Origin of the sequence: Azovibrio restrictus DSM 23866, assembly GCF_000429665.1 — a bacterium.
GTDB classification, from domain to species: Bacteria; Pseudomonadota; Gammaproteobacteria; order Burkholderiales; family Rhodocyclaceae; genus Azovibrio; species Azovibrio restrictus.
In genome coordinates, this window is record NZ_AUCH01000018.1 from 35,429 (window position 1) to 60,323 (window position 24,895).

21 protein-coding genes and 1 tRNA gene are annotated in these 24,895 nt (G+C 66.2%); 6 read left to right on the forward strand and 16 right to left on the reverse strand.

Annotated elements, in window-relative coordinates:
- Positions 1 to 72: 72 nt before the first annotated feature.
- The 6 genes from G474_RS0114875 to G474_RS0114900 form a co-directional block, all read right to left on the reverse strand.
- The gene (locus G474_RS0114875; protein ID WP_026687668.1) at positions 73 to 360 is read right to left on the reverse strand and encodes a 2Fe-2S iron-sulfur cluster-binding protein; all 288 of its coding nucleotides are present in this window, start codon (positions 358 to 360) and stop codon (positions 73 to 75) included.
- A 25-nt stretch (positions 361 to 385) separates the two neighbouring features.
- Positions 386 to 1,666 carry an FprA family A-type flavoprotein gene (locus G474_RS0114880; protein ID WP_051282337.1) on the reverse strand — a complete coding sequence of 427 codons (1,281 nt, stop codon included), beginning with the start codon at positions 1,664 to 1,666 and terminating at the stop codon, positions 386 to 388.
- Entirely contained in the window at positions 1,638 to 2,099 is a 462-nt protein-coding gene (locus G474_RS0114885; protein WP_026687670.1) for an ArsC/Spx/MgsR family protein, read from the reverse strand. The genes G474_RS0114880 and G474_RS0114885 overlap by 29 nt, the downstream gene beginning before the upstream one ends.
- A gap of 13 nt (positions 2,100 to 2,112) precedes the next feature.
- A complete protein-coding gene (locus tag G474_RS0114890) occupies positions 2,113 to 2,400 on the reverse strand; it encodes a 4Fe-4S dicluster domain-containing protein (RefSeq protein ID WP_026687671.1) in 288 nt (95 codons plus the stop codon).
- 11 nt (positions 2,401 to 2,411) lie between these two features.
- The gene (gene nifB, locus G474_RS0114895; protein ID WP_026687672.1) at positions 2,412 to 3,926 is read right to left on the reverse strand and encodes a nitrogenase cofactor biosynthesis protein NifB; all 1,515 of its coding nucleotides are present in this window, start codon (positions 3,924 to 3,926) and stop codon (positions 2,412 to 2,414) included.
- 197 nt (positions 3,927 to 4,123) lie between these two features.
- The gene (locus tag G474_RS0114900) at positions 4,124 to 5,653 is read right to left on the reverse strand and encodes an NYN domain-containing protein (protein WP_026687673.1); all 1,530 of its coding nucleotides are present in this window, start codon (positions 5,651 to 5,653) and stop codon (positions 4,124 to 4,126) included.
- Positions 5,654 to 5,952: 299 nt separating this feature from the next.
- Here G474_RS0114900 and G474_RS0114905 point away from each other — a divergent pair, with 299 nt between their 5' ends.
- The 5 genes from G474_RS0114905 (at position 5,953) to G474_RS0114925 (ending at position 13,181) form a co-directional block, all read left to right on the forward strand.
- Positions 5,953 to 8,004, forward strand: coding sequence for a TonB-dependent receptor plug domain-containing protein (locus G474_RS0114905; protein WP_026687674.1), 2,052 nt, complete (start codon positions 5,953 to 5,955; stop codon positions 8,002 to 8,004).
- Between the two features lie 33 nt (positions 8,005 to 8,037).
- On the forward strand, positions 8,038 to 9,360 hold the full coding sequence (locus G474_RS0114910; protein WP_051282338.1) for an ABC transporter substrate-binding protein: 1,323 nt from the start codon (positions 8,038 to 8,040) through the stop codon (positions 9,358 to 9,360).
- Positions 9,360 to 10,751, forward strand: a complete 1,392-nt coding sequence (locus tag G474_RS0114915; protein ID WP_245589378.1) for a di-heme oxidoreductase family protein — start codon at positions 9,360 to 9,362, stop codon at positions 10,749 to 10,751. Before G474_RS0114910 ends, G474_RS0114915 begins: the two co-directional genes overlap by 1 nt.
- A gap of 78 nt (positions 10,752 to 10,829) precedes the next feature.
- Positions 10,830 to 12,137: a DEAD/DEAH box helicase gene (locus G474_RS21045; protein ID WP_084513788.1), complete on the forward strand. Its 1,308-nt coding sequence runs from the start codon at positions 10,830 to 10,832 to the stop codon at positions 12,135 to 12,137.
- A gap of 75 nt (positions 12,138 to 12,212) precedes the next feature.
- The gene (locus G474_RS0114925; RefSeq protein WP_026687677.1) at positions 12,213 to 13,181 is read left to right on the forward strand and encodes a hypothetical protein; all 969 of its coding nucleotides are present in this window, start codon (positions 12,213 to 12,215) and stop codon (positions 13,179 to 13,181) included.
- Between the two features lie 153 nt (positions 13,182 to 13,334).
- Here the strand turns inward: G474_RS0114925 and G474_RS0114930 are convergent, their stop codons facing one another.
- From G474_RS0114930 to G474_RS0114975, 10 genes are all read right to left on the reverse strand, one after another.
- Positions 13,335 to 14,003: an acyl carrier protein gene (locus G474_RS0114930; protein WP_026687678.1), complete on the reverse strand. Its 669-nt coding sequence runs from the start codon at positions 14,001 to 14,003 to the stop codon at positions 13,335 to 13,337.
- Between the two features lie 78 nt (positions 14,004 to 14,081).
- Positions 14,082 to 15,131: a DUF695 domain-containing protein gene (locus G474_RS21050; RefSeq protein ID WP_156919285.1), complete on the reverse strand. Its 1,050-nt coding sequence runs from the start codon at positions 15,129 to 15,131 to the stop codon at positions 14,082 to 14,084.
- A gap of 67 nt (positions 15,132 to 15,198) precedes the next feature.
- Positions 15,199 to 16,212: an RNA 3'-terminal phosphate cyclase gene (rtcA, locus tag G474_RS0114940; RefSeq protein ID WP_026687679.1), complete on the reverse strand. Its 1,014-nt coding sequence runs from the start codon at positions 16,210 to 16,212 to the stop codon at positions 15,199 to 15,201.
- Between the two features lie 30 nt (positions 16,213 to 16,242).
- Positions 16,243 to 17,070, reverse strand: coding sequence for a HEAT repeat domain-containing protein (locus G474_RS22220; protein WP_169729529.1), 828 nt, complete (start codon positions 17,068 to 17,070; stop codon positions 16,243 to 16,245).
- Positions 17,071 to 17,087: 17 nt separating this feature from the next.
- A complete protein-coding gene (locus G474_RS0114950; protein ID WP_026687680.1) occupies positions 17,088 to 17,921 on the reverse strand; it encodes a nucleotidyltransferase domain-containing protein in 834 nt (277 codons plus the stop codon).
- A gap of 21 nt (positions 17,922 to 17,942) precedes the next feature.
- The gene (locus G474_RS0114955; protein ID WP_026687681.1) at positions 17,943 to 19,340 is read right to left on the reverse strand and encodes a HEAT repeat domain-containing protein; all 1,398 of its coding nucleotides are present in this window, start codon (positions 19,338 to 19,340) and stop codon (positions 17,943 to 17,945) included.
- 4 nt (positions 19,341 to 19,344) lie between these two features.
- Positions 19,345 to 20,562, reverse strand: a complete 1,218-nt coding sequence (locus G474_RS0114960) for an RtcB family protein (RefSeq protein WP_026687682.1) — start codon at positions 20,560 to 20,562, stop codon at positions 19,345 to 19,347.
- Between the two features lie 276 nt (positions 20,563 to 20,838).
- Positions 20,839 to 21,258, reverse strand: a complete 420-nt coding sequence (locus G474_RS21060) for a zinc-ribbon domain containing protein (RefSeq protein WP_084513790.1) — start codon at positions 21,256 to 21,258, stop codon at positions 20,839 to 20,841.
- A gap of 62 nt (positions 21,259 to 21,320) precedes the next feature.
- A complete protein-coding gene (locus G474_RS0114970; RefSeq protein WP_026687683.1) occupies positions 21,321 to 22,457 on the reverse strand; it encodes a slipin family protein in 1,137 nt (378 codons plus the stop codon).
- Positions 22,458 to 22,720: 263 nt separating this feature from the next.
- Positions 22,721 to 22,793 (reverse strand) — tRNA-Met (locus tag G474_RS0114975).
- Between the two features lie 461 nt (positions 22,794 to 23,254).
- Between G474_RS0114975 and rtcR the strand changes: the two genes are divergently transcribed.
- Positions 23,255 to 24,841, forward strand: a complete 1,587-nt coding sequence (gene rtcR, locus G474_RS0114980) for an RNA repair transcriptional activator RtcR (RefSeq protein ID WP_026687684.1) — start codon at positions 23,255 to 23,257, stop codon at positions 24,839 to 24,841.
- Positions 24,842 to 24,895: the final 54 nt, after the last annotated feature.

A 24,895-nucleotide genomic window follows, 5' to 3' on the forward strand; every position in this document is an offset into this window, starting at 1 on the left:
GGTTTGTTCCCCGTTTTTTTCTCTGTCGGGCTTGGGGTCCGGGGGCCGGAAGGGGCCGGGAGTGGCGAGAATTCAGGCGGGCTTCACCACCACGTCCCCGTCCAGCACCTGGGCCTGGCAGGCCAGGCGGTGGCCCCGGGGGGCGAACATGTCTTTCAGCACCTGGTCTTCCAGCACCGAAGGGTCGGCCAGATGTTCGCCGCCGGAAACCACCTGGGTCAGGCAGGTGCCGCATTCGCCTTCCCGGCAGCCGTAGGTGATGGCGGCGCCGACCCGCTCCGAGACTTCGATCAGGCGGGTGCCGGCGGGTACGGTGATGGTGACGCCGATGTCTTCAAATGTGACTTTTGCCTTGGGCATGTGAGGGTCTCCCTGGGTGGTGGGTTCAGGCCGCCTCGGCGAACAGCGCGTCGGGCGGGGTGGTGAGGTGGCGGGCCAGCTTACGGCCCAGTTCCTGGCACTGGGCCAGTTCTTCTTCGGTGGGCACGAGTTTCAGGCGCAGGCCGTCGAAGGGCAGGTGCAGGCGCAGGCCCTTGAGGCGGTCCTCCATCATGGCCACGGCTTCGCCGCTCCAGCCGAAGGAGCCGAAGGCGGCGCCCAGCTTGCCGCGCACGTGAATGGTGTGCAGGGATGAGAGCAGGTCCCAGACGGGTTTGGTGGCGTCGCCGTTGATGGTGGGGCTGCCGATGGCGATGCCGTCGGCGGTTTCGATCAGGTCGATGAAGGGGCTCACGTCGCCCACTTCCAGGTCGTACAGGGAGACACGCACGCCTTCTTCCTCCTCGGCCCCCTGGGCGATGGCTTCGGCCATGCGCCGGGTGGCCCCGTAGGCGGAGATGTAGAAGATCAGCAGGGTCTTTTCCCCCACCACCTGGTCGTCCAGGCGGCCTTCGGCCAGCTCCCGGTAACGCTGCACGTAGTGGCGCGGGTTCTGGCGCAGCACCGGGCCATGGGCCGGGGCGATCAGTTGCAGCTCCAGGGGTTCGAGCAGTTCCAGACCGGTCAGCACATGCTGGCGGAAGGGCCGCATGATGTGGGCGTAGTAGTACTCGAAGGAAAAGCGGAAGTCCCCCACCTTGTCGTTGAACAGGCGGTTGTCGCAGAAGTGGCAGCCGAACACGTCGCCGGAAAAGAGCAGGGCCAGTTCCGGCACGTAGGTGCATTGGGTGTCGGGCCAGTGCAGGAAGGGGGTCTGGTAGAAGGCCAGGGTACGGCCGCCCAGGTCCAGGCTGCTGCCGGTCTTCACCAGGGTGAAGGCGGAAGGGGTGACGTCGGTGGATTTCAAGAGGGCCTTGAACATCATCGGCGCCCGGCTGGAAAGATAGACGTGGGCCTGGGGGGCGCGCTTCATCAACTCGGGCAGGGCGCCGGAATGGTCGGGCTCCAGGTGGTTGATGACGATGGTGGTGATCTCGTCGTAGCTGCAGACGGATTCCAGGCGCTTGAAGAATTCCGGCGCGAAGGCTTCCTTGACCGTGTCGATCACGGCCACGCCTTTTTCGCCGCGCACCACGTAGCTGTTGTAGGTGGTGCCGTTGGCGGTGGACAGGACGATGTCGAAGGAGCGCAGGGCCGGGTCCAGGACCCCGACCCAGTGCACCCCGTCGGCGATTTCCACCGCCCGGCCGGGCTGGATCCTAGCGGCAGGTGCCGGGCTGGTGCTCATGGTCCTCGTCGTCATGGTGGTGACCACTGCACTGGTGCTGGTTACCCTGGCAGCCCAGCTCGTCCTCGCTGGCGCTCTGGCCGGCCAGGCCCACCCAGGCGTCCACCTCTTCCAGGACGAAGCCCACGTGATGCAGGCCGGCGGCCTGCATCAGGGGGCGGCGGATCAGGATCGGGTGTTCCAGCATCAGGGCGATGGCGCTCTCCGCGTCTATGCTGTCCGGGTCGATCCGGCCGTCCTTGATCATGGGGGCAGAACGGTTGAACCAGTGGGGCACGGGCAGGGGCTCCAGGAAGGCCAGCAGGCCTTCCCGGGTCCAGGGCTCCGCGAGCAGGTTCTTCACGTCCAGGGTATGGCCGGCGGAAAGGAGCAGTCCCTTCTGTTTGGCGTTGCCGCCGCAGCCGGGTTTTTCGTAAAAGGTGATGTGGGCCATGGTGCTCCTGGATTCAGGCGGGTTGGCCCTGGGCGGCGGCCTTGAGGATTTCCTGGAGTTTCTCCACGGGAATCCCGGTCAGGCTGCCCAGGGGGTTCAAGGGGGTGCCCAGTTCATCGACGATGGCGCATTCGATGGGGCAGATGGCGGCGCACTGGGCCTCGGGGAATTCCGCGAGGCACTCGGTGCACTTGTCGCTGTCGATGGCGAACACCGGGTCGGCTTCGTAGATGGCGGTGTTGGGACACACATCCACGCAGGCCCAGCAGTTCACACAGGCTTCAGTGATGGAAAGCGCCATGGTCTTCTCCTTCAGGCACGTTTCTGGTCAGGGGCGGGGGTGGCCAGCTTGCCGGCCTCGGCCAGTTCCCGATACACGGCCATCACGGCAGCCTCGATGGACTCCATGGCGTGCTCGCCGTTGGGCTGGATGCCCGCCTGTTCCAGCAGGCCCCAGGGTTCGAAGCCGATCTTGGAGCAGAGCACCACCTCGCAACCCGCCAGGGCGGCGATGGTGCGGTCCAGGATGGAGTCGGCGCTGAGCCCGTCCTGGCCCTCGTCGCCGCAGGTGTCGCCGCCGATGCAGTAGAGCTCGGTCTTGCGGTGGCTGATGAAGCGCACCCCGGCCGGCGAGGCTTCGTACACCAGGAACTCCTTGGCATGGCCGAAGTGCTGGTTGATCAGCCCCTGGCCGGCGGTGGCCACGGCCATCAGCACCGGGCGGCTGTCGGCGGGCAGGGGGGCAGCGGGCTCGGCAGCCAGGGGAGCGCCCAGGCCGGCCCGCTTGGCTTCCAGTTGGTCGATGATGGCGTCGTGCACTTCCTTTCTGCGGGCCATGGCGGAGTCGTAGTCGATCTCCATGGCGTCCAGCTTGTCCAGGGCGAATTCGGCGCCCCGGTCCTCGCCCAGGAGGCCCACGGCGTCGGCCCGGCACTGGCGGCAGTGGCGCATCATGGCCATGTCGCCGGCGCACTCGTCCTGAATCGCCTGCAGTTCCTCGGCCGTGGGGCTGCGCTGCTCCATGATGCCGTAGTAGGTGCCGTGCTCGGCTTCGGCGATCAGGGGCATGACGTTGTGCAGGAAGGCGCCCTTGGCCTTCACCACCTTGGAGACTTCCTTCAGGTGCTCGTCGTTCACCCCGGGGATCATCACCGAGTTCACCTTCACCAGGATGCCCCGGGCGGTGAGCATTTCCAGGCCCTTCTGCTGCTGCTCGATGAGGATCCTGGCCGCCTCGACGCCGCGGATGCGCTTGTTCTCCCAGTAAATCCACGGGTAGATTTTGGCGCCGACCTCGGGATCAAGGCAGTTGATGGTGATGGTGACGTGGTCGATGTTGTGCTTGGCGATCTCGTCCACGTACTTGGGCAGGTTGAGCCCGTTGGTGGAGACGCACAGCTTGATGTCCGGCGCCTTCTCGGAGAGCTGGCGGAAGGTCTCGAAGGTGCGCTCCGGGTTGGCCAACGGGTCTCCGGGTCCGGCGATGCCGAGTACCGTCATCTGGGGAATGGTGGCGGCTACGGCCAGCACTTTCTTGATGGCCTGGTCCGGGTTCAAGAGCTCGGACACCACCCCGGGGCGGGATTCGTTGGCGCAGTCGTACTTGCGGTTGCAGTAGTTGCACTGGATGTTGCAGGCCGGGGCCACGGCCACGTGCATGCGGGCGAAGTAGTGGTGCGCTTCTTCCGAGTAGCAGGGATGGTCCTGGACCTTGGCGCGGATGTGGTCCGGCAGGTGGGAAAGGGCGTCGGGCGCAGTGCCGCAGCCGCTGGAGGAGCAGCCGCCACCGGAGGCGGGGGCCGTATTGCTGATCACGGGCAGGTCCACGATTGAGGCTCCTTGAAAGTCATCGGGGAGCTAACAGCAATCGTTGTGCCAGGCTGCTTATTCCTTGTTAAACAAGGGTTTGTGTTTTTGTTGTGGTGGCTGTGCCAGTCCTGGAGGTGCGGCTTGTCGGACGGGCTTGTCGGGAAGGTGACAAGCACCGGGGCGGGGCGCCGCCCGCTCCGGTGCTTAAAGGGGGCTCAGCCTTCGGTCTTGGCCGCAGCCTTCTTGCTGCGGGAACTCTTGCGCGGTGCTTTGGCGGTGCTTGCGGTGCTTGCGGTGGCGGGGGTGGCGACCGGAGCGGGTTCGGCGGCGGCCTGGGGCGCTGCGGCAGCGCTGGAGGCTGCAGCGGCGGGCTTTCGGGCCGCAGCCTTGGCGGCTTTCCCGGTCTTGGCGGTGCCGCTCCTGGTAGCGGTGGCCTGGGGGGCTGCATCCTGGAGGCCGGCGTCTTTGGTGGCAGACGCTGTGGTGGCAGATGCTTTGGTGCCAGATCCCTTGGTGGCAAGGTCTGTAGTGGCAACGCCCTTGCCGCCGGATTCTTTCGTGCCGCTCGCCTTGGCCGCGCCGCTCTTGCGGGCCGGGGTCTTGCGGGGGCTGGTTTTCCTGGCCGTGCTCTTGACGGGCTGGGCCTGGGCTTCCTGGGGCAGGGTCTCCGAGGCGGGGGGCTCTGCTGCCGGAGCAGCCTCCTGGGCTGGCGCAGCTTCCTGTGCGACGGGGGCGGCCGGCTCGGGCGCGGCGCTGCTGTCCTCTCCCTTCCGGTTGCGGCCTTTGCTCCGGGCGCCGCGGTTGTTCCGTTCCTTCTCGGCGGCGGGGCGCGGGGGGGCTTCCGGGGCGGCGCTCTGGGCCTGTGCCGGGGCTTCGGCGGCGCTCACCGGGGCGGGAGCCGGCGTTTCCACCGGGCTGGCGGGCAGGGGGGCGCCGGCGCTGCGGAACACGTAGGCGCCGGATTTCTCGTCCCGGCCGAAGGCGATTAGGCCCCGGTGCTGGGCTTCCTCAAGCAGGTTGCCGAAGGCCTTGAAGCCATAGTAGGACTCGTTGAAGCCCGGATTGCGCCGCTTGATGGCTTCCTTCAGCACCGAGGCCCAGAGCTTTTCCGTGTCGCTGCGTTCGGCCATCAGGTCTTCGAAGGTGGCCACGGCCAGTTCTATGCCCTTGCTGCGCAGTTCCTCCTTGCGCTTTCTGTCGTCCTCGCCCCGCTTGCTGCCGGCTTCCCGGGCGACATCCTTGCGCACCGTGGCGCGTTTGGCCTCCCGGTCCCGCACCAGGTCGTCGTAGAAGATGAATTCGTCGCAGTTGGCGATGAGCAGGTCCGAGGTGGATTGCTTCACCCCGACGCCGATCACCTGCTTGGCGTTTTCCCGCAGCTTGGAAACCAGGGGGGAGAAGTCGGAATCCCCGGAGATGATCACGAAGGTGTCCACGTGGGCCTTGGTGTAGCAGAGGTCCAGGGCATCCACCACCAGGCGGATGTCGGCGGAGTTCTTGCCCGACTGGCGTACGTGGGGAATTTCGATGAGTTCGAAGTTGGCTTCGTGCATGCCGGCCTTGAAGGCCTTGTAGCGGTCCCAGTCGCAGTAGGCCTTCTTCACCACGATGGAGCCTTTCACCAGCAGCCGCTCCAGCACCGGCTTGATGTCGAATTTTTCGTACTGGGCGTCGCGCACGCCCAGGGCGACGTTCTCGAAGTCGCAGAAGAGGGCCATGCTGACATTTTCGGGGGCGGACGCCATAGGGGATTCTCCTGTTATCGCGGAGTCCGGCCCCGCCTGCAAAGGCGCCCATCATAGCCATCTATGGCCGGGCGCGCATCAGCGAGGGGGGCTGGCGCCTCGTTTTCGCGCCCCGTTCTCCGTTACGTTATGTTTTAAAGTGCACAACGAGTATGGCTTTTGTCGTGTTGTTGACGCACTTTGTTTCCTGTTTTTCCTTGTGTGTGTGGGGTTTCTGGCATTCGCTATGTTGGCATGTATATTGCGAAGCCAGGGCGAGACGGATAGTGCTTCGATACCCATGCCATGAAAGGAAAGCCATGAAAACCACTCCCCCCTTTATCCGCTGTGCCCTCACCGTTGCCCTGGGGCTGGCCTTCCAGGCGGCTCAGGCCGCCGATGCCGGCGCCGGTCAGGTGCCCGGGGACGGCAGCGTGTTCACCCTGGGGCAGATCACCGTCACTTCCCACCGGGAGGACGAACGCCCCATCGGTACCGACAGCCTGAACCGGGAGACCCTGCGGGATTTCGACAAGGACGGCCTGGCCGAGGCCTTGAATCTGGTGCCCGGGGTGACGAGCACCAGCGGCGCCGGCAGCCGTAACGAAGCCCTGATCAGCGTGCGCGGTTTCGACCGCTGGCAGGTGCCCCTGCTCATGGACGGCATCCGCCTCTACCTGCCCGCCGACAACCGCATTGACTTCGACCGCTTCCTGACCCCCGACCTGTCCGAGATCCAGGTTTCCAAGGGCTATGTTTCCGTGTTGAACGGTCCTGACGGCATGGGCGGCGCCATCAACCTGGTGACCCGCAAGCCGGTCAAGGCCTTCGAGTCCGAGGTCCGGGCCTCCATCGCCATGGGGGGCGAGGGCCAGTACAACGGCAACACCGTCTATGCCAACGTGGGCGGGCGCCAGGAAAGCTATTACTTCCAGGCTAGCGTCGAACAGCGGGACATGGACCACTGGCGGCTCTCCGATGACTTTCAGCCCACCCAGGCCGAAAACGGCGGCCAGCGAGACCACACCAGCAAGAAGGACTGGCGTATCAACCTGAAGGCGGGCCTGACCCCCAACGCCACCGACGAATACTCCCTGAACTTCGTCAAGCAGCGCGGCGAGAAGCACGGTATCGGCTCCGTCACCGGCACGTCCAGCATCAGCACCTGGGACTGGCCCAAGTGGGATACCTGGAGCCTGTACTGGCTGTCCCACACCCAGCTGGGTGAATCCAGCTGGCTCAAGACCAAGGCCTATTACAACAAGTTCGAAAATGACCTGGTGGCTTATACCAACACCAGCCTCAACACCCCCAACTGGACCAGCTACTACGACGACAACGCCAAGGGGGTGAGCCTGGAGCTGGGCACCGAGCATTTTGCCCGGCAGACCCTGAAGGCGGCCTTCCACTACCGCCGGGACGACCATACCGAGTGGCAGCTCACCCACGCTAGCGGCTTCACCGAGCCCAAACAGAGCACCGTCGAGGACACCTACTCCCTGGCCATCGAGGACACCTGGCACCTGACCTCCCGGCTCGACCTGATCGGCGGCATCAGCCGTGACTGGCGCAAGTCCCGGAAGGCCGAGGAGTTCCGGAGCGGGGACGGTTTCTTCGAGCAGCCCACGGCGGACAGCCAGGCCACCAACTATCAGGCGGCCGCCATCTATCGCTATAGCGGCACGGGCAAGGTGCATCTGTCCTACTCGGACCGGACCCGCTTCCCCACCATGTTCGAGCGCTTCAGCTCCCGCTTCGGCGGCGCCCTGTCCAACCCCTGGCTGGACCCCGAGCGGGCCCGCAACGTGGAGCTGGGCCTGGCTGACGAGCTGCTGCCCGGCCTGCGCGGCGAGGTGGCCCTGTTCCACAACCGGGTCAAGGACGCCATCCAGGCCGTGCCCATCGTCTATAACGGCGGCAACTACAGCCAGAGCCAGAACGTGGGCGACGCCACCTTCAAGGGCCTGGAGCTGGGGCTCACGGCCCGCCTGGCCCAGGGGCTGGAAGTGGGGGGCAACTATTCCTACATCGACACCCGCATCGACAACCCCAACGATGCAGCCGCCCGGCTTACCACCACGCCGCGCCACAAGGCCCTGGTGTACGCCAAGTGGCAGGCCACGGGCGGGCTGCGGGTGATTCCCAGCCTGGAATACGGGAGCCCCCGCTGGTCCGCCGACGCGGTCAAGAGCAGCAGCTACGTGAAGACCGGGGAATACGCGCTCCTCAACCTGAAGCTCGAATACCGGCTCACCCCCAGCTGGGATGTCTCCCTCACGGGGCGCAACCTGCTCGACAAGAACTACGCGCTGGTGGATGGCTATCCCCAGGAAGGCCGCAACTTCCTCCTGGCCACCCGCCTGCAGTTCTGAACCTTCAAGGGAGTCATGCACATGGGACAACAAATGAACATCAAGCGCCGTCGCGCCACCGGCCTGCTGCTTGCAGGGGCTGCCGCGGCGGGCCTGGGCGGCTGGCGCGGAGCCCTGGGAGCCGGGGAGCGGGTGGTGGTGCTGACCAGCTACCCGGAGGAACTGGTGGGGCGTTTCCAGCTGGCCTACGAGGCCCGCCATCCCGGCCGCCGGGTGGAAATCCTCTGGCGCCAGTCCGCCGACGCCCTGGCCTACCTGCGCCGGGGCGGCCAGCAGGAGGTGGACGTGTACTGGACCCCGGCGCCCCGCAATTTCGCCCTCCTCAAGGCCGAGGGGCGGCTGGCTCCCCTGCTGCTGGATACGGCAGCCCTGCCGTCCCGGGTGGCCGGCTATCCCATTTCCGACCCGGACGGCCAGTTCGCCGCCTTCGAGCTGGCCGGCTACGGCATCGCCTATAACCGGACGGCCCTGGGCCGCCTGGGGCTGACGCCGCCCCGGGATTGGCGCGACCTGGCCGATCCCCGTTACCGGGGCCAGGTGGAGCTGCCCATCCCCGGCCGGGTGGGGTTCGCGCCAGTATTGATCGAGGCCGTCCTCCAGGGCTATGGCTGGGACGAGGGCTGGGCGGTGCTGGCCGCCATCGCCGCCAATGCGGAATTCGGTAGCGGCGACAGCAACCCGGGTACCGATGATCTGGTGAGCGGCCGCCGGGCGGCGCGCCTGACCATAGACTTCTTCGCTGCCGCGGCCCGCTCCAGCGGCGCATCCGTGTCCTTCATCTACCCGCCCCGCACCGCCTACAACCCGGCCCAGGTGGCGATCCTGGCCGGGGCGCCCCACCCGGCGGCGGCCCGGGATTTCGTCGAGTTTCTGCTGTCCGCCGAGGGACAGGAACTGCTGCTGCACCCGGACGTGCACCGTCTGCCGGTGCGCAAGGCCCTGTACGAGGCCCATCCGGAACTCTCGGCCCAGCCCTTCGCCCCCGGCAACCTGGCCTACAGCGACGTGCTGACCCGCTCCCGCCAGGGGCTGGTGGCGGCCCTGTTCGAACAGGCCCTGGTGCAGCCCCACGGGCGGGCCCTTCCCCTGTGGCAGGCCCTGCACCGGGCCGAGGCGGCCGGAGCGGACCCGGCCGTGACTGCTGAGGCCCGGGCCCTGCTGAGCGCCTGTCCGGTGCCGGATGCCCAGCAGGCGGATGGGGAGCTGCGCCGCCTGTTCGATTTCCCCGACCGGGTGCCGGGCCAGCCCGAGCCACCGCCGGCCCCGGCCCGCCTGGCCCGGGAGGCCGAGTGGCGGAACCGGGTCGAAGCGGCTCAGGCCCGGGCCGGAAAACTGCTGCAAGCCTGGAGGAGTTGATGATGCATCTAGAACGCAAAAATGGAGGGTGGCTCCCGGCCGCTCTGGTCCTGCTGGCAAGCCTGGCCTGGGGCCCGGCCGGAGCCGGGGAAGCAGCGGCGGGCGGCCGCTTCACCACCCGGGACCAGGGCCGGGACGCCTACCAGCAGATCCTCTGGGACCTGGTGCCTGCAGCCGAGCGGGAGCGGGTCCTGGCCGGCCGGGGCCTGGTGCGCCAGACCTGGGTGATCTCCCCTTCCCTGGAACCCCGTATCGCCGGCCTGGGCCCCACCTACAACCGGCCCGCCTGCATTTCCTGTCACCCGCGCAACGGCCGGGGCGCTGCGCCCGATGATCAGGCCCGGCCCATGCACTCGATGCTGGTGCGGCTTTCCATTCCCGGTCGCGATGCCCATGGCGGGCCCCTGCCCGAGCCGGTCTATGGGGATCAGCTGAACGAGTTCGGCATCCCTGGCGTGCCCGGCGAAGGGGAGGCCTACCTGGTCTGGGAGAGTCGTGAGGAGCAGCTGGCCGACGGCACTCGGGTGGAGCTGCGGGCTCCCCGGGTGGCCTTCCGGGGGCTGATCCAGGGCCCCATGCATCCTGAGCTCATGACCTCGGTGCGGGTGGCGCCGCCCATCTTTGGTCTGGGCCTGCTCGAAGCCGTGCCGGAGGCCGACATCCTTGCCCTGGCCCGGGCCCAGAAAAAAGCCGGTCAAGGCGTGGCCGGCCAGCCCAACCGGGTCTGGGATGCGGCCCGGCAGCGCCAGGCATTGGGGCGTTTCGGCCTCAAGGCCAACCAGCCCACGGTGCGCCAGCAGATTGCCGGCGCCCTGGCCGGGGACATGGGTATCACCTCGGTCCTGTTTCCCGAGCCCAACTGCCCTCCGGCCCAGCAGGCCTGTGCTGCCCAGTCGGATCAGCACCCGGAGCTGGTGCCCGGGGCCCTGGAGGAAATGACTTTGTATCACTACCTGCTCGCCGTGCCCGCCCCCCGCAACCAGGGGGGCCCCCAGGTGCGCCGGGGCCGCCGCCTGTTCGCCGAGGCCGGTTGCGCCAGCTGCCACCAGCCCCGCCTGCGCACCGGCCCCTTCCCGGGATTTCCGGCCCTGGGGGGGCAGCGCATCCAGCCCTACACGGACCTGCTGCTGCACGACATGGGGCCGGAGCTGGCTGATGGCCGGCCCGACTACCAGGCCAGCGGCAGCCAGTGGCGGACGCCGCCCCTGTGGGGCCTGGGGCTGCTGCCGACGGTGAATGGGCACGGCACCCTGCTCCATGACGGCCGGGCCCGCAATGTCCTGGAGGCCATTCTCTGGCACGGGGGCGAGGCCAGCCGCTCCCGGGAGGCGGTGCGCCGCCTGCCGGCCGCCGAGCGGGAGGCGCTGCTGGCTTTTCTTGCTTCCCTGTGAGGTTTACCCGGGCGGGGGGAGGCGGCGGAGGCGTTTGGCGGGTACACTGCCGGACTTTTCCCCGTACCTCGCCTGCCCATGACCTTTGCTGCCCTAGGCCTGATTGATCCCCTGCTGGAAGCTCTGGAGCTTTCCGGCTACGCCCAGCCCACCCCGGTCCAGGCCCAGGCCGTGCCCGCCGTGCTGGCCGGTCGGGACCTGCTGGCAGCGGCCCAGACCGGCACCGGCAAGACCGCCGCCTTCGCCCTGCCCCTGCTGCAGCGGCTCTCGGGGGAACCGCCGGCGGAACCCGGCCGGGTGCGGGTGCTGGTCCTGGTGCCCACCCGGGAGCTGGCGGAACAGGTGTTGCAGAGCTTCCAGGTCTACGGCCAGTTCCTGATCCTGCGCAGTTACGCGGCTTACGGCGGCGTGCCCTTGAATCCCCAGATCACCGCCCTGGGCCGGGGGGTGGAAATCCTGGTGGCAACGCCGGGGCGGCTGCTGGATCTGCACCGTCAAGGTGCCCTGAGCCTGGCGGCAGTCACCACCCTGGTGCTGGATGAGGCGGACCGGATGCTGGACCTGGGTTTTGCCCGGGAGCTGGAGGAGGTTTTCGCCGCCCTGCCACGCCAGCGCCAGACCCTGCTGTTTTCCGCCACCTTCTCGGACGAGATCCGGGCCATGGCCGGCCAGCTGCTGCGCGATCCCCTCAAGATTGAAGTGGCGCCCAGGAACAGCGCCGCCCGGACCGTGAAGCAGTGGCTGGTGCCGGTGGACAAGAAAAAGAAGCCGGCCCTGTTCTGCCACCTGCTCAAGCAGAAGCGCTGGGGCCAGGTGCTGGTGTTCGTGAAAACCCGCAAGGGGGTGGAGCAGTTGGTGACCACCCTCCTGGAGCGCGGGGTGAAGGCCGATTCCATCCACGGGGACAAGCCCCAGGCCAGCCGTCTCCGGGCCCTGGAGGCCTTCAAGGCCGGGGCGGTGCAGGTACTGGTGGCCACCGACGTGGCGGCCCGGGGCCTGGATATCGACGACCTGCCCCAGGTGGTGAATTTCGACCTGCCCCAGGTGCCCGAGGACTATGTGCACCGCATCGGCCGCACCGGCCGGGCCGGGGCCAGCGGCGAGGCGGTGTCCCTGGTCTGCGCTGACGAGGTGACCCTGCTGGCCGCCATCGAGGCCCTGATCGGCCGTACCCTGGAGCGGCAGGAAATGCACGGCTTCGAGCCCGAGCACCGGGTGCCCCTCACGGGGTCCGCCGCCAAGCCGGTGCAGAAACCCAGCCCGGGCCGTCGTGCCGGGGCCGGCGGGCGGCGCGGCGGCAAACCCGTGTCGAGCAAGTGGGAAGGCTTCGACGCCGTGATTCCCCGCCGTTCCGGCACCCCCCGGGGCAAGGGGCGGGGACGTTGAGCCTCCCCTGGCCCTGTGCATTGCATGACTCTTGCTTGAAATCCGGGCCTCCGGTCCCTGGAAACTGAACCCATGATGACCACCGTGTACCAGCTGGATATCCCCGAAGCCCACCTTGCGCCGCCCCGGGAAGGCACCCGACGCATCATCGACGGGCAGGAGCGGGTCTATTACGACGGCTACTGGATCAAGACCTACCCGGTGCCTGCCGATTCCCTGGAAGCCAAGAAGCGCCTGATCGAGGCCCTGACCCGGCGGCTCTTCAACCATACCGAATACGGGCTCAACATTCCCGGCACCCGGCTGGCGGAAGCCCGGACCGCCTTTGCCGCGGAAAGCGACCCGGCCCGGCGCCGGGTCAAGGGAGCCATGCTGGCTGGTGCCCTGTTCAACCGGGCCACGGACATCTTCCGCAAGCTGGTGGAGCTCCAGGCCGACGGCATCGAGGTGCACAGCGACGATGCCCTGATGCGGGAATGCGGCCAGTGCCTGCTGGAAGCCATGGAGCTGGGGCGCTTCGTGCGCCACCGGAGCGGCGAGGAGGGCATAGACGAGCTCTGGGGCGAGCCCTTCCGGGCTTTCTCCATTCCCGTGGAAGATTTCTACGAAAGCCGCTACATCAAGATCGGCCAGACCCTGCGCGACATCGACCGGATTGCCGCCACCATGGTGGCCACCTTCGGGCGGATTCCCCTGTTTGCCGGGGTGGAGGGGCTGATCCTGGATTTTGCTGCGGCCGCCCGGGTCAAGACCGAGACCCTGCGCACCGATCCTCAGATCTTCGACGTCTGGGCCCGCCTGGTGGCCGCGGGGGAATGCCTGGCCCAGTTCCCGCCCCAGCCCCTGGCGGCAGTGCCGGAAGCGGGGCCGGTCCACAGCTTTGCCGATGGCCTGGAGCTGCTCCTGAAGGGGCGGGACCTGGTGTTCTATATCACCCGGGCCCGCACCCCGATGCCCAAGAGCACCCGGGAATACGAGGAACGCTGCCGGGCCTACCTGGCCACCGGCCAGCTGCCCTTCCAGCCGCCTGCCGCACCGCTGTAGGGCGGCAAGCTGAAAACCTCATTTGTTGAACCACAGAGGCACAGCGGCACAGAGAAAAGCCTGGCCTGGGGTGGACTGCTTGCCTCTCCATGGGCTTGGGGCAAGACATTGATTGTTTTCGTTTTTTCAGGTCGGTGTGGCGAGGGGGCTGCTTCAATCCACACCCAGGTCCCTGACGTAGTCGTGGTCCGGGTGAATCTGCTCCACCGGGATGCCCAGTTCCCAGGAAGAAATCTGGAGCACCCGTTCCAGGATGTGTTCCCGGGTCCAGGGCCGGTGCTCCGGCAGAGGGACGTAGGGCAGCAGGTCCCGGACCCGGGTCAGCTGGGGCGGCAGGCGGTCCGCCTGCCAGTCAGCCAGATATAGTCCGCCCAGCCACAGCCCGAACAGGCCCGCCAGAAGCCAGCCTGCGGCAACCTGCTGGAACACCAGGACTGTACCCCCCGCCAGGGGCAGCCCCAGGCTCCACAGGGCGGTGCGCCGCTTGCTGCTGCACAGCAGGGGCAGGTAGGGGGCCTTCAGGGCTAAGCGCAGGCGGGGCCATTGACGGCGCAGGTCCGGGCCCAGGCAGTCAAGCAAAGCCGTGTCCGGGTGCAGCTCCCGGCGCCTGGCGCCAAACTCATCCACCAGGACGCTCCGCAGCCGGTAAAAGGCCGCCTGGGAGAGGCAGGGGGCTGCCGTCCCCGGCGCCCCGCCCAGCAGCTCAGCCACATGGTCGGCCAACTGCCGGGGCGTACGCAAATCGGCCGCGTCCCCGTCGGCGATGCTGACTCCGAATTCCGCCTCCACGGCCAGGAGCAGTTCGACGGCATCAAGACCCATGGAATGTCCCTCAGGGGGTTAGATAGAGCCAAATGGCTTTGGGGTTGGGGCCAGGCCGGGACTTCCTCTGTGCCCGTTTCAGGCCCCCAGGCGGGCGAACTGGAAGTAGGAGGACCAGAGGCAGTCCGCCTCCCAGTCCAGGGCGCCCTCCTGCAAGCCCTCCCGAGCGAGCATCTGTCGGGCCCGGGCGCTGGCCTCCTCGGGGGCGCTGACGTAGTAGACCGCGTGGCGCTGCTGCCCCTGCAGCAGGGTGTAGGCCAGGATGCCTTCCTGGCGCTGTTCCAGCTGGCCGGCCAGGTTGTCCTGGAGCTCCTGGGCCTGTTCCAGGGTAGCGGCACAGCGCACCGGCAGGCTCAAGGTGAGGGCGTGGGCCAGGTCGGCGCGCATGGCCAGGGCATTGGCGCTTTCATTCACGCTCACCAGGCTGATTTCTTCCTGGTCCGCCCCGTCGTGGCGGGGGAAGCTCACTTCCAGTCCCCGCCAACTCTGCTCGGAGGACGGGAAAAGCCCCGTATGGCCCAGGTCCTGCTGCCAGAAGGCATCGAACACCGGGCGGAAGCCGTTCAAGGGGATGGCCCCGGCGGGCAGGGGCTCCGGGGGAAAGACGAAATCCACGCAGCCTACCTTCACGGCGAAATCGTATTCTCCCAGGACGTGGTCCAGGATGATCATGGCCATGCCGGCGGCCTGATCCTGCTTCGCTTCGGGAATGGCTTCGGCAAAGCCGATCTCCAGGCCCACCTGGCCGTCATCGGCATAGTGCCGGACCAGCAGATCCCGGGTCTCCAGGTTCATGCCGTCCATGCTGATGCCGAAATCAGTGCCCTGGGAACGGGAGCGGAAAGCTTCCAGTTGATAGCCGGGCAGGGCGGGGGCCTGGGCAACCAGGGCAGAAAGCAGGGGAAAGTGCTCACTCCGGCCGTGGGCGGTGAGGATCAGTTTCAGGGGCGGCTGCTCCTCCCTGCCGGACAGCTCAAAGGCCAGCTCCGGGTGGAAATCCGCCAGCCAGTCATTCCAGGCCGGCACCCTGTCGTGCGGGGGCAACGCGTTCCAGGCATCCAGTCCTTGCTGGAATTCCCGCCAGAAACGAGCGATGGCAACAGTGTCTTCAGCTTGGTGAGAGGGCATGGAGGCTCCTGATGATGTCGATGCGTGCGTCATTGAACACCGGGCGGTGCCCGGCAGGCAAGCGGGCTCAGCCCAGTTCCACCCGGTAGCAGCCGGCCATTTCCCGGGTTTCCATGTCCACGGCCAGGAACTTTCCGATCACTTCCATATTGCTGTGCAGGTGGGAGGAGAGCCGGTGGGTGGTGAAGCTGCCCTGCCCGGCCAGGGCCATCGGCAGTAGCAGCTGGTCGGCCAAGTGCTCGCCGACGGCTGCGCCGCTGTCCCGATAATGCCTGGCTTCCCTGGCCGCCTGGTCGGCCACGGTTTCCGCCGGCAGGCCCCGTTCGCCGCAGGCGGAAAAGAGCTCCGTCAGTTCCGGATACTCCAGCACCACCATCAGCACATTGCCCGGCCCCTCGTTGGCGGGCAGCACCCGCAGCTCCTCGTCCAGGGGCCCCAGGGAACTGGCGGCCCGCTGCATTTCCCGCTTGGCAATTTCAGCGGGCACCCCGGAAACCACGCCAATGGCGCGGGTGCGTTGCAGGGGGCCGGGGCTTTCCAGCTGCAAGGGCTGCCAGGCCGTGACCGGCGCCGTGGACGCCAGCACCTCGCCGCCGCCGGCCGGATAGAAGCCGTGACGCAGCAACTGGATGTCCAGCGTCACCCCCATGCGCTGCAGCAGCGGCTGCCAGCAGCGGATCAGGAAATCGGCCGGCGGCGCCGCCGGGTTGTGGGTGCCGCCGCTGACGCGCAGGGTGCTCGGTCCGTCGGCGTACCACAGGGCCGGCAACACCGTCTGCAGCACCAGGGTGGAGCTGCCGGCGGAGCCGATGGCGAAGGCGTAATCCCCACCCCGGATCGGCCCCGGCTGGAAGCGCAAGCGTTGCGAGCCGGGCACAGCTCCTTCCACCTGCGCTCCACACACCGCGGCCGCCGCCTGCACGGCCGTCAGATGCTGACGCAGCAAGCCCGGTTTCCTGCGCCCGGCACGAATGCGCTCGATGGCAAAGGGGATGCCGGTGATCATCGACAGGCTCAAGGCCGTCCGCAAAATCTGGCCCCCGCCCTCACCGCGGGAACCGTCGAGTTCTATCCATTCCATGTTGTTGTTCTCGTTGCTTGTTGTTGTGATTTAGTCGTTGCCGCCTCTAGCGCATGCAGCGATAGCGTCTGCCAGAACGGAAGAGAAATAGCCGTCGGCGAGAATTTCCGGGTGAGTTTTCAGCGCCTCCAAGGCAGGAAGAAAACCTTGGTCAGCCAGGGCTGCCGCAGCATCTATCGCCCAGGAACCGTGAAACTCCCCCTGCAGTTCCTGCATCACCCGCTCCCGAACCCGCTCATCCCCCCTCCGGGCAAGGCCGATCAAAGCTTCGCCGCGTATTTCGGGATCGGCATCGCCGCTCGCCGCCAGCAAGCCGTCCCGGATCGCCGGACCATCCTGTTCGCTCAAGGATGCCAGGCCAAAGGTCGCCCAGTTGCGCACGTCCCTTGCTTCGTCCTGCATCAGCCTCAGTAGCGCTTCAGCGGCTTCCGGCTGCGGATAACGGCCCAGGGCAAAGGCCAGTCCATGACGCAGCGTTGCACGCGAACTGTCCAGAAATGCAAGCATCTGCGGCAGATATTCGGGGAATTCCCGGTGACCCAATCCAAAAAGGCTCGCTTCATTGACCCGCCAGTGCGAGTCGCGCAGTCCTCGCCCCAGCATCTCTTTCGCCAATTCGACCTCCGCTGCCTGATGGGGCAACTTGGCGCCCGGCATGGCAAGCTGGCACAGAATGTTGACGACCAGCGTCCGCATGCGCCAGTTACGGCTTTGCGCATGCCGTCGCAGCCAGCTACCTTGATCCCTACCCCGGTATTGGCGAAGTGCCGTTACGCATTCCCAGTAGGCATCGTCATCCTCGTCATGCTGCAAGGCCATGCCAATCAGCGAACGAGCCGTTTTTGACGCCAGACTCATGGGGTCCCGTGCCATCATCACTCCTTTTGTCCCGCATTAGCCGACACCGCCAGCACCGTCCGCATCAAAAACGCATCGAGTTCGGCGGCATCGCCCTCCGGCTTCTTGTAATCGGCATCGACCACCGTCCGCGCCAGTTCGCTTTCGATAAAAGCGTGGATGCGCGGCCAGCGCGGGCTGTATTCGGCCTCGCCGGCGCGCATCTTGATTTCCAGCAGGGCGTTGATTTCGTCGAGCAGCGCCGCGTCCGTCACCAGGCGCTCGGCCAGATCAGCAAAGCGCATCGGCGGCTGGCCGAGGCCGTGTTCGATCCACTGCGCCGCCAGCAGCGGCCGCAGCACGTAGAGGTACTTCTTCAGCCGCACGCTGTCGCCCTGCAAGTAGCCGCGAAAGTTGCGGTGCGCCATCGCCAGGTAGTGATAACGCCCGCGCTTGGGCGAAAACCACTGTGTCGCCAGCTCGCGGATGCCTGCGGTCAAGGCCGTGTCTTCCCGGTAAACCACCGGCGAATCCAGCCATTCAAGCAGCACCGGATTGGCCCGGCGCAACAGACGCAGCGCCTTGCGCAGCTCCCAGCCGCCGACATCCAGCTCGTCGCTGATCGGCAATTCGATCACGTCGCGCTTCGGCTCGACGGCGAGATACCAGGGCAGGCGATGGACGTAGAGGAAACGCACGTCGTAATCGCTGTCCGGCGACGCAAAGCCCCAGCCCCGGCTGCCGGATTCGCAGGCGTAGAGCACCGTGACATCGTGTTGTATCTCGATGTCGGCGAGCGCCTGCATGACCCGGTCGCGAACTTCCGGGTCTATGGGGTGGGCGCTCAGGACTTTTTGTTTTTCGGTTTCCATGATGGTGGCCGTTCTACCCAATCAATCAAATTCTTCCAGCGAGACAAGCAATCGGTCGTGATTCCCCCATGCTTCTCTCAATCCACTCTGGCGCATGGCCTGGCGCAACCGTTCCTGCATGGCCGGCGGCTGGCTGGCGAGGGCATAGCGTTGTCTTGCCAGACTATTTGCAAGCTCCCGGAGAATCGTCTGCTGTTCCGGCTTGCTGCGGTAACGCGGCAGCAATTCCAGCAACCAGGCCAAGTGTTCCCAGTAAGCCAGACGTTGCGCGAAAGCCAACTGACGACTGAGATCGCCGTGCCTTTCCAACGCTTCGCCGATCTGCTGCAACTGCTCGCCGGAGAGCAGAACCTTGCCCTTGCGCAGCAACTGCCCGGCCAGTTTCGCCACTTTTGGTGAACTATCGAGCATCGCCTGCACAGTTGGCACATCGGCCGTCTCCCGCGAAATGGCGACCCAGGCCAGCAAGGCGGCTTGCCGCACCTGCGGACGGACGTCGGCAAAGGCTTTTTCTACCAGCGGCAGGCTTCCCCGGTTTTTCAATACACCGAGTAGTTGCAGCCAGCCAAGGTAGGTTCGCGGCGCCAGGGCTTCTCCGTTGCCCTGAGCGGAGACAAACGCAGCCAGATCGAAGCCGATCTGCTTTGCTGCCCACAGCGCTACGCCACGCACCGCGCCGGAAGGATCGAGCAAAGCCTGCTCGAGCAACGCCTGCCGGTCAGAAGGCGCCCTTTGCCACAGGGCCAGAAAAGCCTTTTGCCGATTGCGCGGATGGCGGTCGGTCAGTAAGGCGCGTAGGGCGGCTTCGGCGAGCGAACCGGATGCTTCGCAGGCAGACAGGAGGCGTGAACGGACGAGAAAATCTGCGTGCCGCGCGCTCAGCCGGACGACCTCAGCCTGCGCCGCTGCCGGCCAGCGCAGCATCCGCGACAGCAGGAAGCTGGCAACCGGGCCACGGCTTTTGCGGAAGCGGGCAAGCACCAGCGAGCGATGTTCCGGCCGGTCGAGAAAAGCGCCGACTTGATCGACAAACGTGCTGTGGTCGGTACGCGATTTCCCGGACAGACCGACGATAGCTTCCAATGCAGCCAGAACAGCTGGTAGTCGTTCCGTTTCCAGATACGTTGCGGCGGCACCTCTTGCGGTCTGCCGAACTTCATACACCCAGTCGTTCAAGCGCAAGACGATAGCTTGCAGGGCAACCGGAGCCGGGCTTTTTGCCAGGCGCCAGGTTGCCTCCTCACGCACGAAACCGTCTTGGTCGCGGCTGAGCGTGACCAATATCCGTAGTGCATCATCCGCAGCGGGATCGCCTTCGGCAAGCAGCTCCTGGAGCAGGCGTCGCCGTTCGAGATGGGGCAAATTCGCGCCATCCGGTGTGCTGGCACGGCGCAGCACTTCCCGCAGTTTTTTCAGCATCTGCCTATCCTTTCACACAAACCACCTGCCGCAAGGTATGCACCACCTCCACCAGCTCGCGCTGGGCGTGCATCACGGCGTCGATGTCCTTGTAGGCCATCGGGATTTCATCGATCACGTCACTGTCCTTGCGGCACTCCACATGGGCGGTGGCCTTGATCTGGTCGTCCACGGTGAAGCGGCGCTTGGCTTCGTTGCGGCTCATGGTGCGCCCGGCGCCGTGGCTGCAGGAGCAAAAGGACTCTTCGTTACCCAGGCCGCGCACGATGTAGCTGCGGGCGCCCATGGACCCGGGGATGATCCCGAGCTCGCCCTTCTTGGCCGACACGGCGCCTTTTCGCGTCACCAGCACCTCGCTTCCGAAGTGGGTTTCGCGCTGCACGTAGTTGTGGTGGCAGTTCACCGCTTCCACGTCGGCGGTGAAGGGCTTGGCGATGATCTGGCGTGCCGCCGCGACGACGTTGGTCATCATCACGTCGCGGTTACGCCGGGCAAAGTCCTGGGCCCAACCCACGGCTTCCACGTAATCGGCGAAGTGCTCGGCGCCTTCCTCGAAGTAGGCGAGATTCTTGTCCGGCAGGTTGGCGATGTGCTGGCGCATATCGGCCTGGGCCAGTTCGATGAAATGGCTGCCGATGGCGTTACCCACTCCGCGCGAACCGGAATGCAACATGAACCAGACGTGATCGGCCTCGTCGAGGCAGACTTCGATGAAGTGGTTACCGGTTCCCAGGGTTCCCAGGTGTTTGTAGTTGTTGGTGTTCTTCAGGCGCGGGTATTTTTCGGTGATGCGCGTGAAGCCCGGCAGCAAGGCCGACCACATGGCGTCGACGGCTTCCGGCGGGTTTTCCCACGAGCCTTTATCGCGCCCGCTACGGGTCATGGTTCGCCCGTGCGGCACGGCAGCTTCGATGGCCGAGCGCAGGCCGTGCAGGTTATCCGGCAGGTCGCTGGCAGTCAGCGTGGTACGCGCCGCCATCATGCCGCAGCCGATATCGACGCCGACCGCCGCCGGGATGATCGCCCCTTGCGTCGGGATCACGCTGCCGATGGTCGAACCCTTACCCAGATGCACGTCCGGCATCACCGCCAGGTGGCGGAAGATGAAGGGCATCTTCGCAGTGTTCATCAGCTGTTTGCGGGCGTCGTCCTCGACCGGGACGCCTTCGGTCCACAGTTTGATCGGCTTGCCTTCGCTCACGTCTTGTACTTGATAGGGCATTTTTCTTTCCTTTCTTGGGCAGTGCTCCTGCCGGATTATTCGTTTTGCATTCTACTGGTGGACACGGCGGGACTCGAACCCGCAGTAAGCCGCCATCGGGCATTACTCCGATGTGCGGGGAAGCTTTAAACGCGCGCCATTCGCGGAACCTTACGCAGACCCCGGAACTGCATCCTCAAATACCGCTCCCCGCTGAAGCTTTCGGTTTTACCCTTCACCGGTCTCGTCACTCGTTTACCGGCCGCTCGCCGTTTCGCGTTCGTGCCCTTGTTCGTTTCAATGCCCGTTGGCCAAAGCAGCCAGACGCGCCTGTTTTCTCAACAACCCGGCCTGTGACACCTGCCGGGCCAATTCCTTGCGTTGCCGTTCGCGCTGGCGGCAGGGACGGCAGCGTTTGGCGATGGCGTCTTGCGAACCGCCGATGGTTTCGTACCACCAGCGTTGCTGCTCGGCGGTCCACACGCAGGCCGCAGCGCAATCGCAGCAGGTGAAGGGCCTATCGACGTAGTAGCCGCGCAGCGCGAAGGGGCTCAGGCCATAGCTGTTATTGGCCATCAGCTTGCTGTAATCCACCGGCACGACAGGGCCGGGCGGCGGTGCAACAACCCGGTTGGCCGCTCGCGCTGCCAGGCGATGCAGCCGCCGCGCCGCCTTGATCTCGGCGCGGCGCTGTTTTCCGCTTTTGTAGCCTTCCATGTTCGTTTCTCCTTGCTATAGGCTGTTCGCCCTGCGCTCAGCTGCCCGCTCCAGCCAGGCAGCTACTTCGCCAGGGTCACCAACCCGTTCAACACCTGATCGAGGCCACCGAAGACCGAGATGCGGTCGATCCGTTCGGCCACCCGCTCCAGGGTTTCCAGTTCCTTCAGGCGCAGGGCGACCGGGTTGTCTTCCATGACCTTGGCGGTGTTGAGCAGCGAGCGGGTCGCCGCCGTTTCCTCGCGCCGGCGCAGCACGTTGGCTTCCGCTGCCTTGCCGGCTTCCACCACCTGGGCCAGGATGGCTTTCATCTCGCCCGGCAGCACGATGTCCTTGACGCCGACACCGCCGATTTCCAGGCCGAAGCCGGCCAGTTTCCGGGTCACATGTTCGGCCACCACCTCGTCGATGAGCTGCTTGTTTTCCAGCAATTCGTCCAGGTTGCGCGTCCCGACCGCCGCCCGCAGGCCGAACTGCAGTTCCCGGTAGAGGTGTTCGCCCGGCTTGGCCAGCCGGGCGAAGGCGCCGAGCACGTCATCGAAACGCCAGGTGGCGGCCAGGTTGAGGCGCAGGCCCACCTTGTCCCGGGTGAGGATTTCCTGGCCGGTCACTTCCATGGTCTGCCAGCGGGTATCCACCAGCTCCACCTGCAGGTCCCGGTTGAAGCGCCAGTAGGCCGTCACTCCGGGCTGCAGCAGGGGCTGCTGCACGCCGTCGATGCGCAGCAGACCCACGTGGGCAGCCGGCACCTGCACCATGAAGACGCCGTTCAGTCCCAGCACCGGGCGGCCGCGCAGGGCGGGCTGCAGCAGGCGCTTCACCATTTCGGCCGGCAGGGCGGCGTCGGCCCGCAGGTCGAGCTTTTCCAGCCGCTGGCTCACCAGGCCGCGCCAGAACACCCGGCGGGCGGCGGGGGGCAGCACTTCCACCAGCACGTCGTTCTCGTAGCGCAGCCCCACCTCATCCTCGTTCAGGTCCATGCAGACGAAATGGCGCTCGGCCTCGGCCGGATCGTTCTGGCGCAGGTAGTCCACCAGCTCCGTGTCAGCCATGGGGGCATCGGTGTGCCATACGGTCAGCGACAGGGCGCCGAGCGGATCAAAAAAGTAATGGCGGCCCGGATTGAGGATGCGCTCGAAATCCCCGTTGCGCAGCAGGGCGGCCCGTTCGTTCTTCTTCACGATGAAACGCTTCAACATTTTGTTCTCCCTTGCGTCGATGAAATCTGCCGGCTCACGCCGGTCCGGCGGATGCCCGGATTGGCCCTGGTGGGGGGGCTTGGGCTGCCGGGCGTCGGCACTGGCTACGGCCCGGACCTGTGGTCCGGACTGTGCGTCGCCTGACGCCCGGCAGCTTCACCCTGCCGCCAAGGCAGACCCGGGCACCGGGCCGGACCGGCGGCGGGTGCTTGCGCATGCCGCAGCCGGCGGGGTACTGCTGTAAGGCTGTCGTGTGAGGACAGTTTTGGAGCGGGATTCGAACCCGCGACACACCGTTGATGAGACGGTTGCTCTACCCGATTGAGCTATCCAATGGAGGGATGACCGGGAATCGAACCCGGGCGAGCCACCAGGCACCCCGACATCGCTTTCCTGCAGCTGCGGCATACGGCGGAATGACCGGAAACTTCCTGATTCCACCGCACCGGCGGGGTTGGACCCCCTGTCCCGTGGGCTTTGCTGCAAGTGGGCGACGGCTACTCTATTGCGAGAGGCGTGCCAGCTAGACGGTTGTGGCGCAAGTCATTGAATTAACGGGCTTGTGCTGGCGGACTGGGAGATGTGGTCTGCTAATTAACGATTTATTGTTATAGTTGTTTATAAATTTATCTATGCACTGAAGTGGCGGCTTGCTTTTTTGAGCCGCTGAAAAACCAACCCCTCCCGGCCTCCCCTTGTCAGGGGAGGAGCATCCGTCGCCACGCGATGGCACTTCCCCCTGACAAGGGGGCTGGGGGGCCACCTTTTTTCCGGATGACCGTGAGATTCCCCTCCCCATGAAAAAAACCGTCGTCATCGGCTTTGTCGGCATCCAGCTCGACTATGCCGGCAAGGGCAGCGCCCGCTGGGAGAAGTGGCGGCCCACCGTCGCCCTGTGCCAGCAGGAAGACCTGGTCGTGCATAGGCTGGAAGTGATCCACGACGCGCGCAGCCGCAGCCTGGCCGAGCGCATCGGCAACGACGTCGCCCGCATTTCGCCGGAGACCGAGTTCAAGCGGCTGGAAATGGAACTGCGCGACCCCTGGGATTTCGAGGAGGTGTACACCGCTCTGCACGACCTAGCGCGCAGCTATCCCTTCGATACCGAGAACGAGGATTACCTGATCCACATCACCACGGGCACCCACGTGGCGCAGATCTGCTGGTTCCTGCTCGCCGAGGCGCACTACCTGCCGGCGCGCCTGTTGCAGACCTCGCCGCCGCGCAAGAAGGAGATCGCCAATTCGGTCGGCAGCTACGAGATCATCGACCTGGACCTGTCCCGCTACGACCGCATCGCCCAGCGTTTCGCCCGGGAGCGCGACGACAACCTGTCCTTCCTCAAATCCGGCATCGCCACGCGCAACCCGGCGTTCAACCGGATGATCGAGCAGATCGAACAGGTCGCCGGCCGTTCGCGCGCGCCGATGCTGCTGGTCGGCCCGACCGGCGCCGGCAAGTCCTTCCTCGCCCGCCGCGTTTTTGAACTGAAACGCCAGCGCCAGCAACTGAAAGGCCGTTTCATCGAAGTGAACTGCGCCACCCTGCGCGGCGACTCGGCCATGTCCACCCTCTTCGGCCACAGCAAGGGCGCCTTTACCGGCGCGCAACAGGAACGGCCCGGCTTGCTTCGTTCCGCCGATGGCGGCCTGCTCTTTCTCGACGAAATCGGCGAACTCGGCCTCGACGAACAGGCCATGCTGCTCAAAGCCATCGAGGAAAAACGCTTCTTCCCCTTCGGCAGCGACCAGGAGGCAAGCAGCGACTTCCAGCTCATCGCCGGCACCCACCGCGACCTGCGCCAGTGGGTGCGCCAGGGCAAGTTCCGCGAAGACCTCTACGCCCGCATCAACCTGTGGACCTTCGACCTGCCCGGCCTCGCCGGCCGCCCGGAGGACATCGAACCCAACCTCGACTACGAGCTGGAACGCTTCGCCGCCGAACACGGCCAGCAGGTGCGTTTCAATGTCGAAGCAAGGCGCCGCTACCTGGCCTTCGCCACCTCACAGGCCGCGCGTTGGCACGGCAACTTCCGCGAATTGGGCGCTTCCCTCACCCGCCTCGCCACGCTGGCTACCGCCGGGCGCATCACGGAAAGCGACGTCGCCGACGAAATCGCCCGCCTCACCGCCACCTGGGCCGAAGAACCCACGGCCGACGCCTGCGCCCAGGTGCTTGGCGGCGAAGCGGACCAGCTCGACCTCTTCGACCGCAGCCAGTTGAATGCCGTCATCGCCGTCTGCCGCGCCAGCCCCAGCCTGTCGGAGGCAGGGCGGCGGCTGTTTGCGGTATCGCGGGTGGAAAAGAAACAGAGCAACGACGCCGACCGGCTGCGCAAATACCTGGCCCGCTTCGGGCTTAGCTGGGGGGCGCTGCGGGGCTAGTGCTGCCCGGGAAAGGCGCCCCGGGGAGGGGCGCTGGAGGGGGTTGTCAGTTCC

Excerpts from the sequence above, each read along its gene's own strand:
- G474_RS0114875 (WP_026687668.1), bottom strand. The coding sequence starts at position 360 with ATGCCCAAGGCAAAAGTCACATTTGAAGACATCGGCGTCACCATCACC.
- G474_RS0114880 (WP_051282337.1), bottom strand. The coding sequence starts at position 1,666 with ATGAGCACCAGCCCGGCACCTGCCGCTAGGATCCAGCCCGGCCGGGCG.
- G474_RS0114885 (WP_026687670.1), bottom strand. The coding sequence starts at position 2,099 with ATGGCCCACATCACCTTTTACGAAAAACCCGGCTGCGGCGGCAACGCC.
- G474_RS0114890 (WP_026687671.1), bottom strand. The coding sequence starts at position 2,400 with ATGGCGCTTTCCATCACTGAAGCCTGTGTGAACTGCTGGGCCTGCGTG.
- G474_RS0114900 (WP_026687673.1), bottom strand. The coding sequence starts at position 5,653 with ATGGCGTCCGCCCCCGAAAATGTCAGCATGGCCCTCTTCTGCGACTTC.
- G474_RS0114905 (WP_026687674.1), top strand. The coding sequence starts at position 5,953 with ATGAAAACCACTCCCCCCTTTATCCGCTGTGCCCTCACCGTTGCCCTG.
- G474_RS0114910 (WP_051282338.1), top strand. The coding sequence starts at position 8,038 with ATGAACATCAAGCGCCGTCGCGCCACCGGCCTGCTGCTTGCAGGGGCT.
- G474_RS0114915 (WP_245589378.1), top strand. The coding sequence starts at position 9,360 with ATGATGCATCTAGAACGCAAAAATGGAGGGTGGCTCCCGGCCGCTCTG.
- G474_RS21045 (WP_084513788.1), top strand. The coding sequence starts at position 10,830 with ATGACCTTTGCTGCCCTAGGCCTGATTGATCCCCTGCTGGAAGCTCTG.
- G474_RS0114925 (WP_026687677.1), top strand. The coding sequence starts at position 12,213 with ATGACCACCGTGTACCAGCTGGATATCCCCGAAGCCCACCTTGCGCCG.
- G474_RS0114930 (WP_026687678.1), bottom strand. The coding sequence starts at position 14,003 with ATGGGTCTTGATGCCGTCGAACTGCTCCTGGCCGTGGAGGCGGAATTC.
- G474_RS21050 (WP_156919285.1), bottom strand. The coding sequence starts at position 15,131 with ATGCCCTCTCACCAAGCTGAAGACACTGTTGCCATCGCTCGTTTCTGG.
- rtcA (WP_026687679.1), bottom strand. The coding sequence starts at position 16,212 with ATGGAATGGATAGAACTCGACGGTTCCCGCGGTGAGGGCGGGGGCCAG.
- G474_RS22220 (WP_169729529.1), bottom strand. The coding sequence starts at position 17,070 with ATGAGTCTGGCGTCAAAAACGGCTCGTTCGCTGATTGGCATGGCCTTG.
- G474_RS0114950 (WP_026687680.1), bottom strand. The coding sequence starts at position 17,921 with ATGGAAACCGAAAAACAAAAAGTCCTGAGCGCCCACCCCATAGACCCG.
- G474_RS0114955 (WP_026687681.1), bottom strand. The coding sequence starts at position 19,340 with ATGCTGAAAAAACTGCGGGAAGTGCTGCGCCGTGCCAGCACACCGGAT.
- G474_RS0114960 (WP_026687682.1), bottom strand. The coding sequence starts at position 20,562 with ATGCCCTATCAAGTACAAGACGTGAGCGAAGGCAAGCCGATCAAACTG.
- G474_RS21060 (WP_084513790.1), bottom strand. The coding sequence starts at position 21,258 with ATGGAAGGCTACAAAAGCGGAAAACAGCGCCGCGCCGAGATCAAGGCG.
- G474_RS0114970 (WP_026687683.1), bottom strand. The coding sequence starts at position 22,457 with ATGTTGAAGCGTTTCATCGTGAAGAAGAACGAACGGGCCGCCCTGCTG.
- rtcR (WP_026687684.1), top strand. The coding sequence starts at position 23,255 with ATGAAAAAAACCGTCGTCATCGGCTTTGTCGGCATCCAGCTCGACTAT.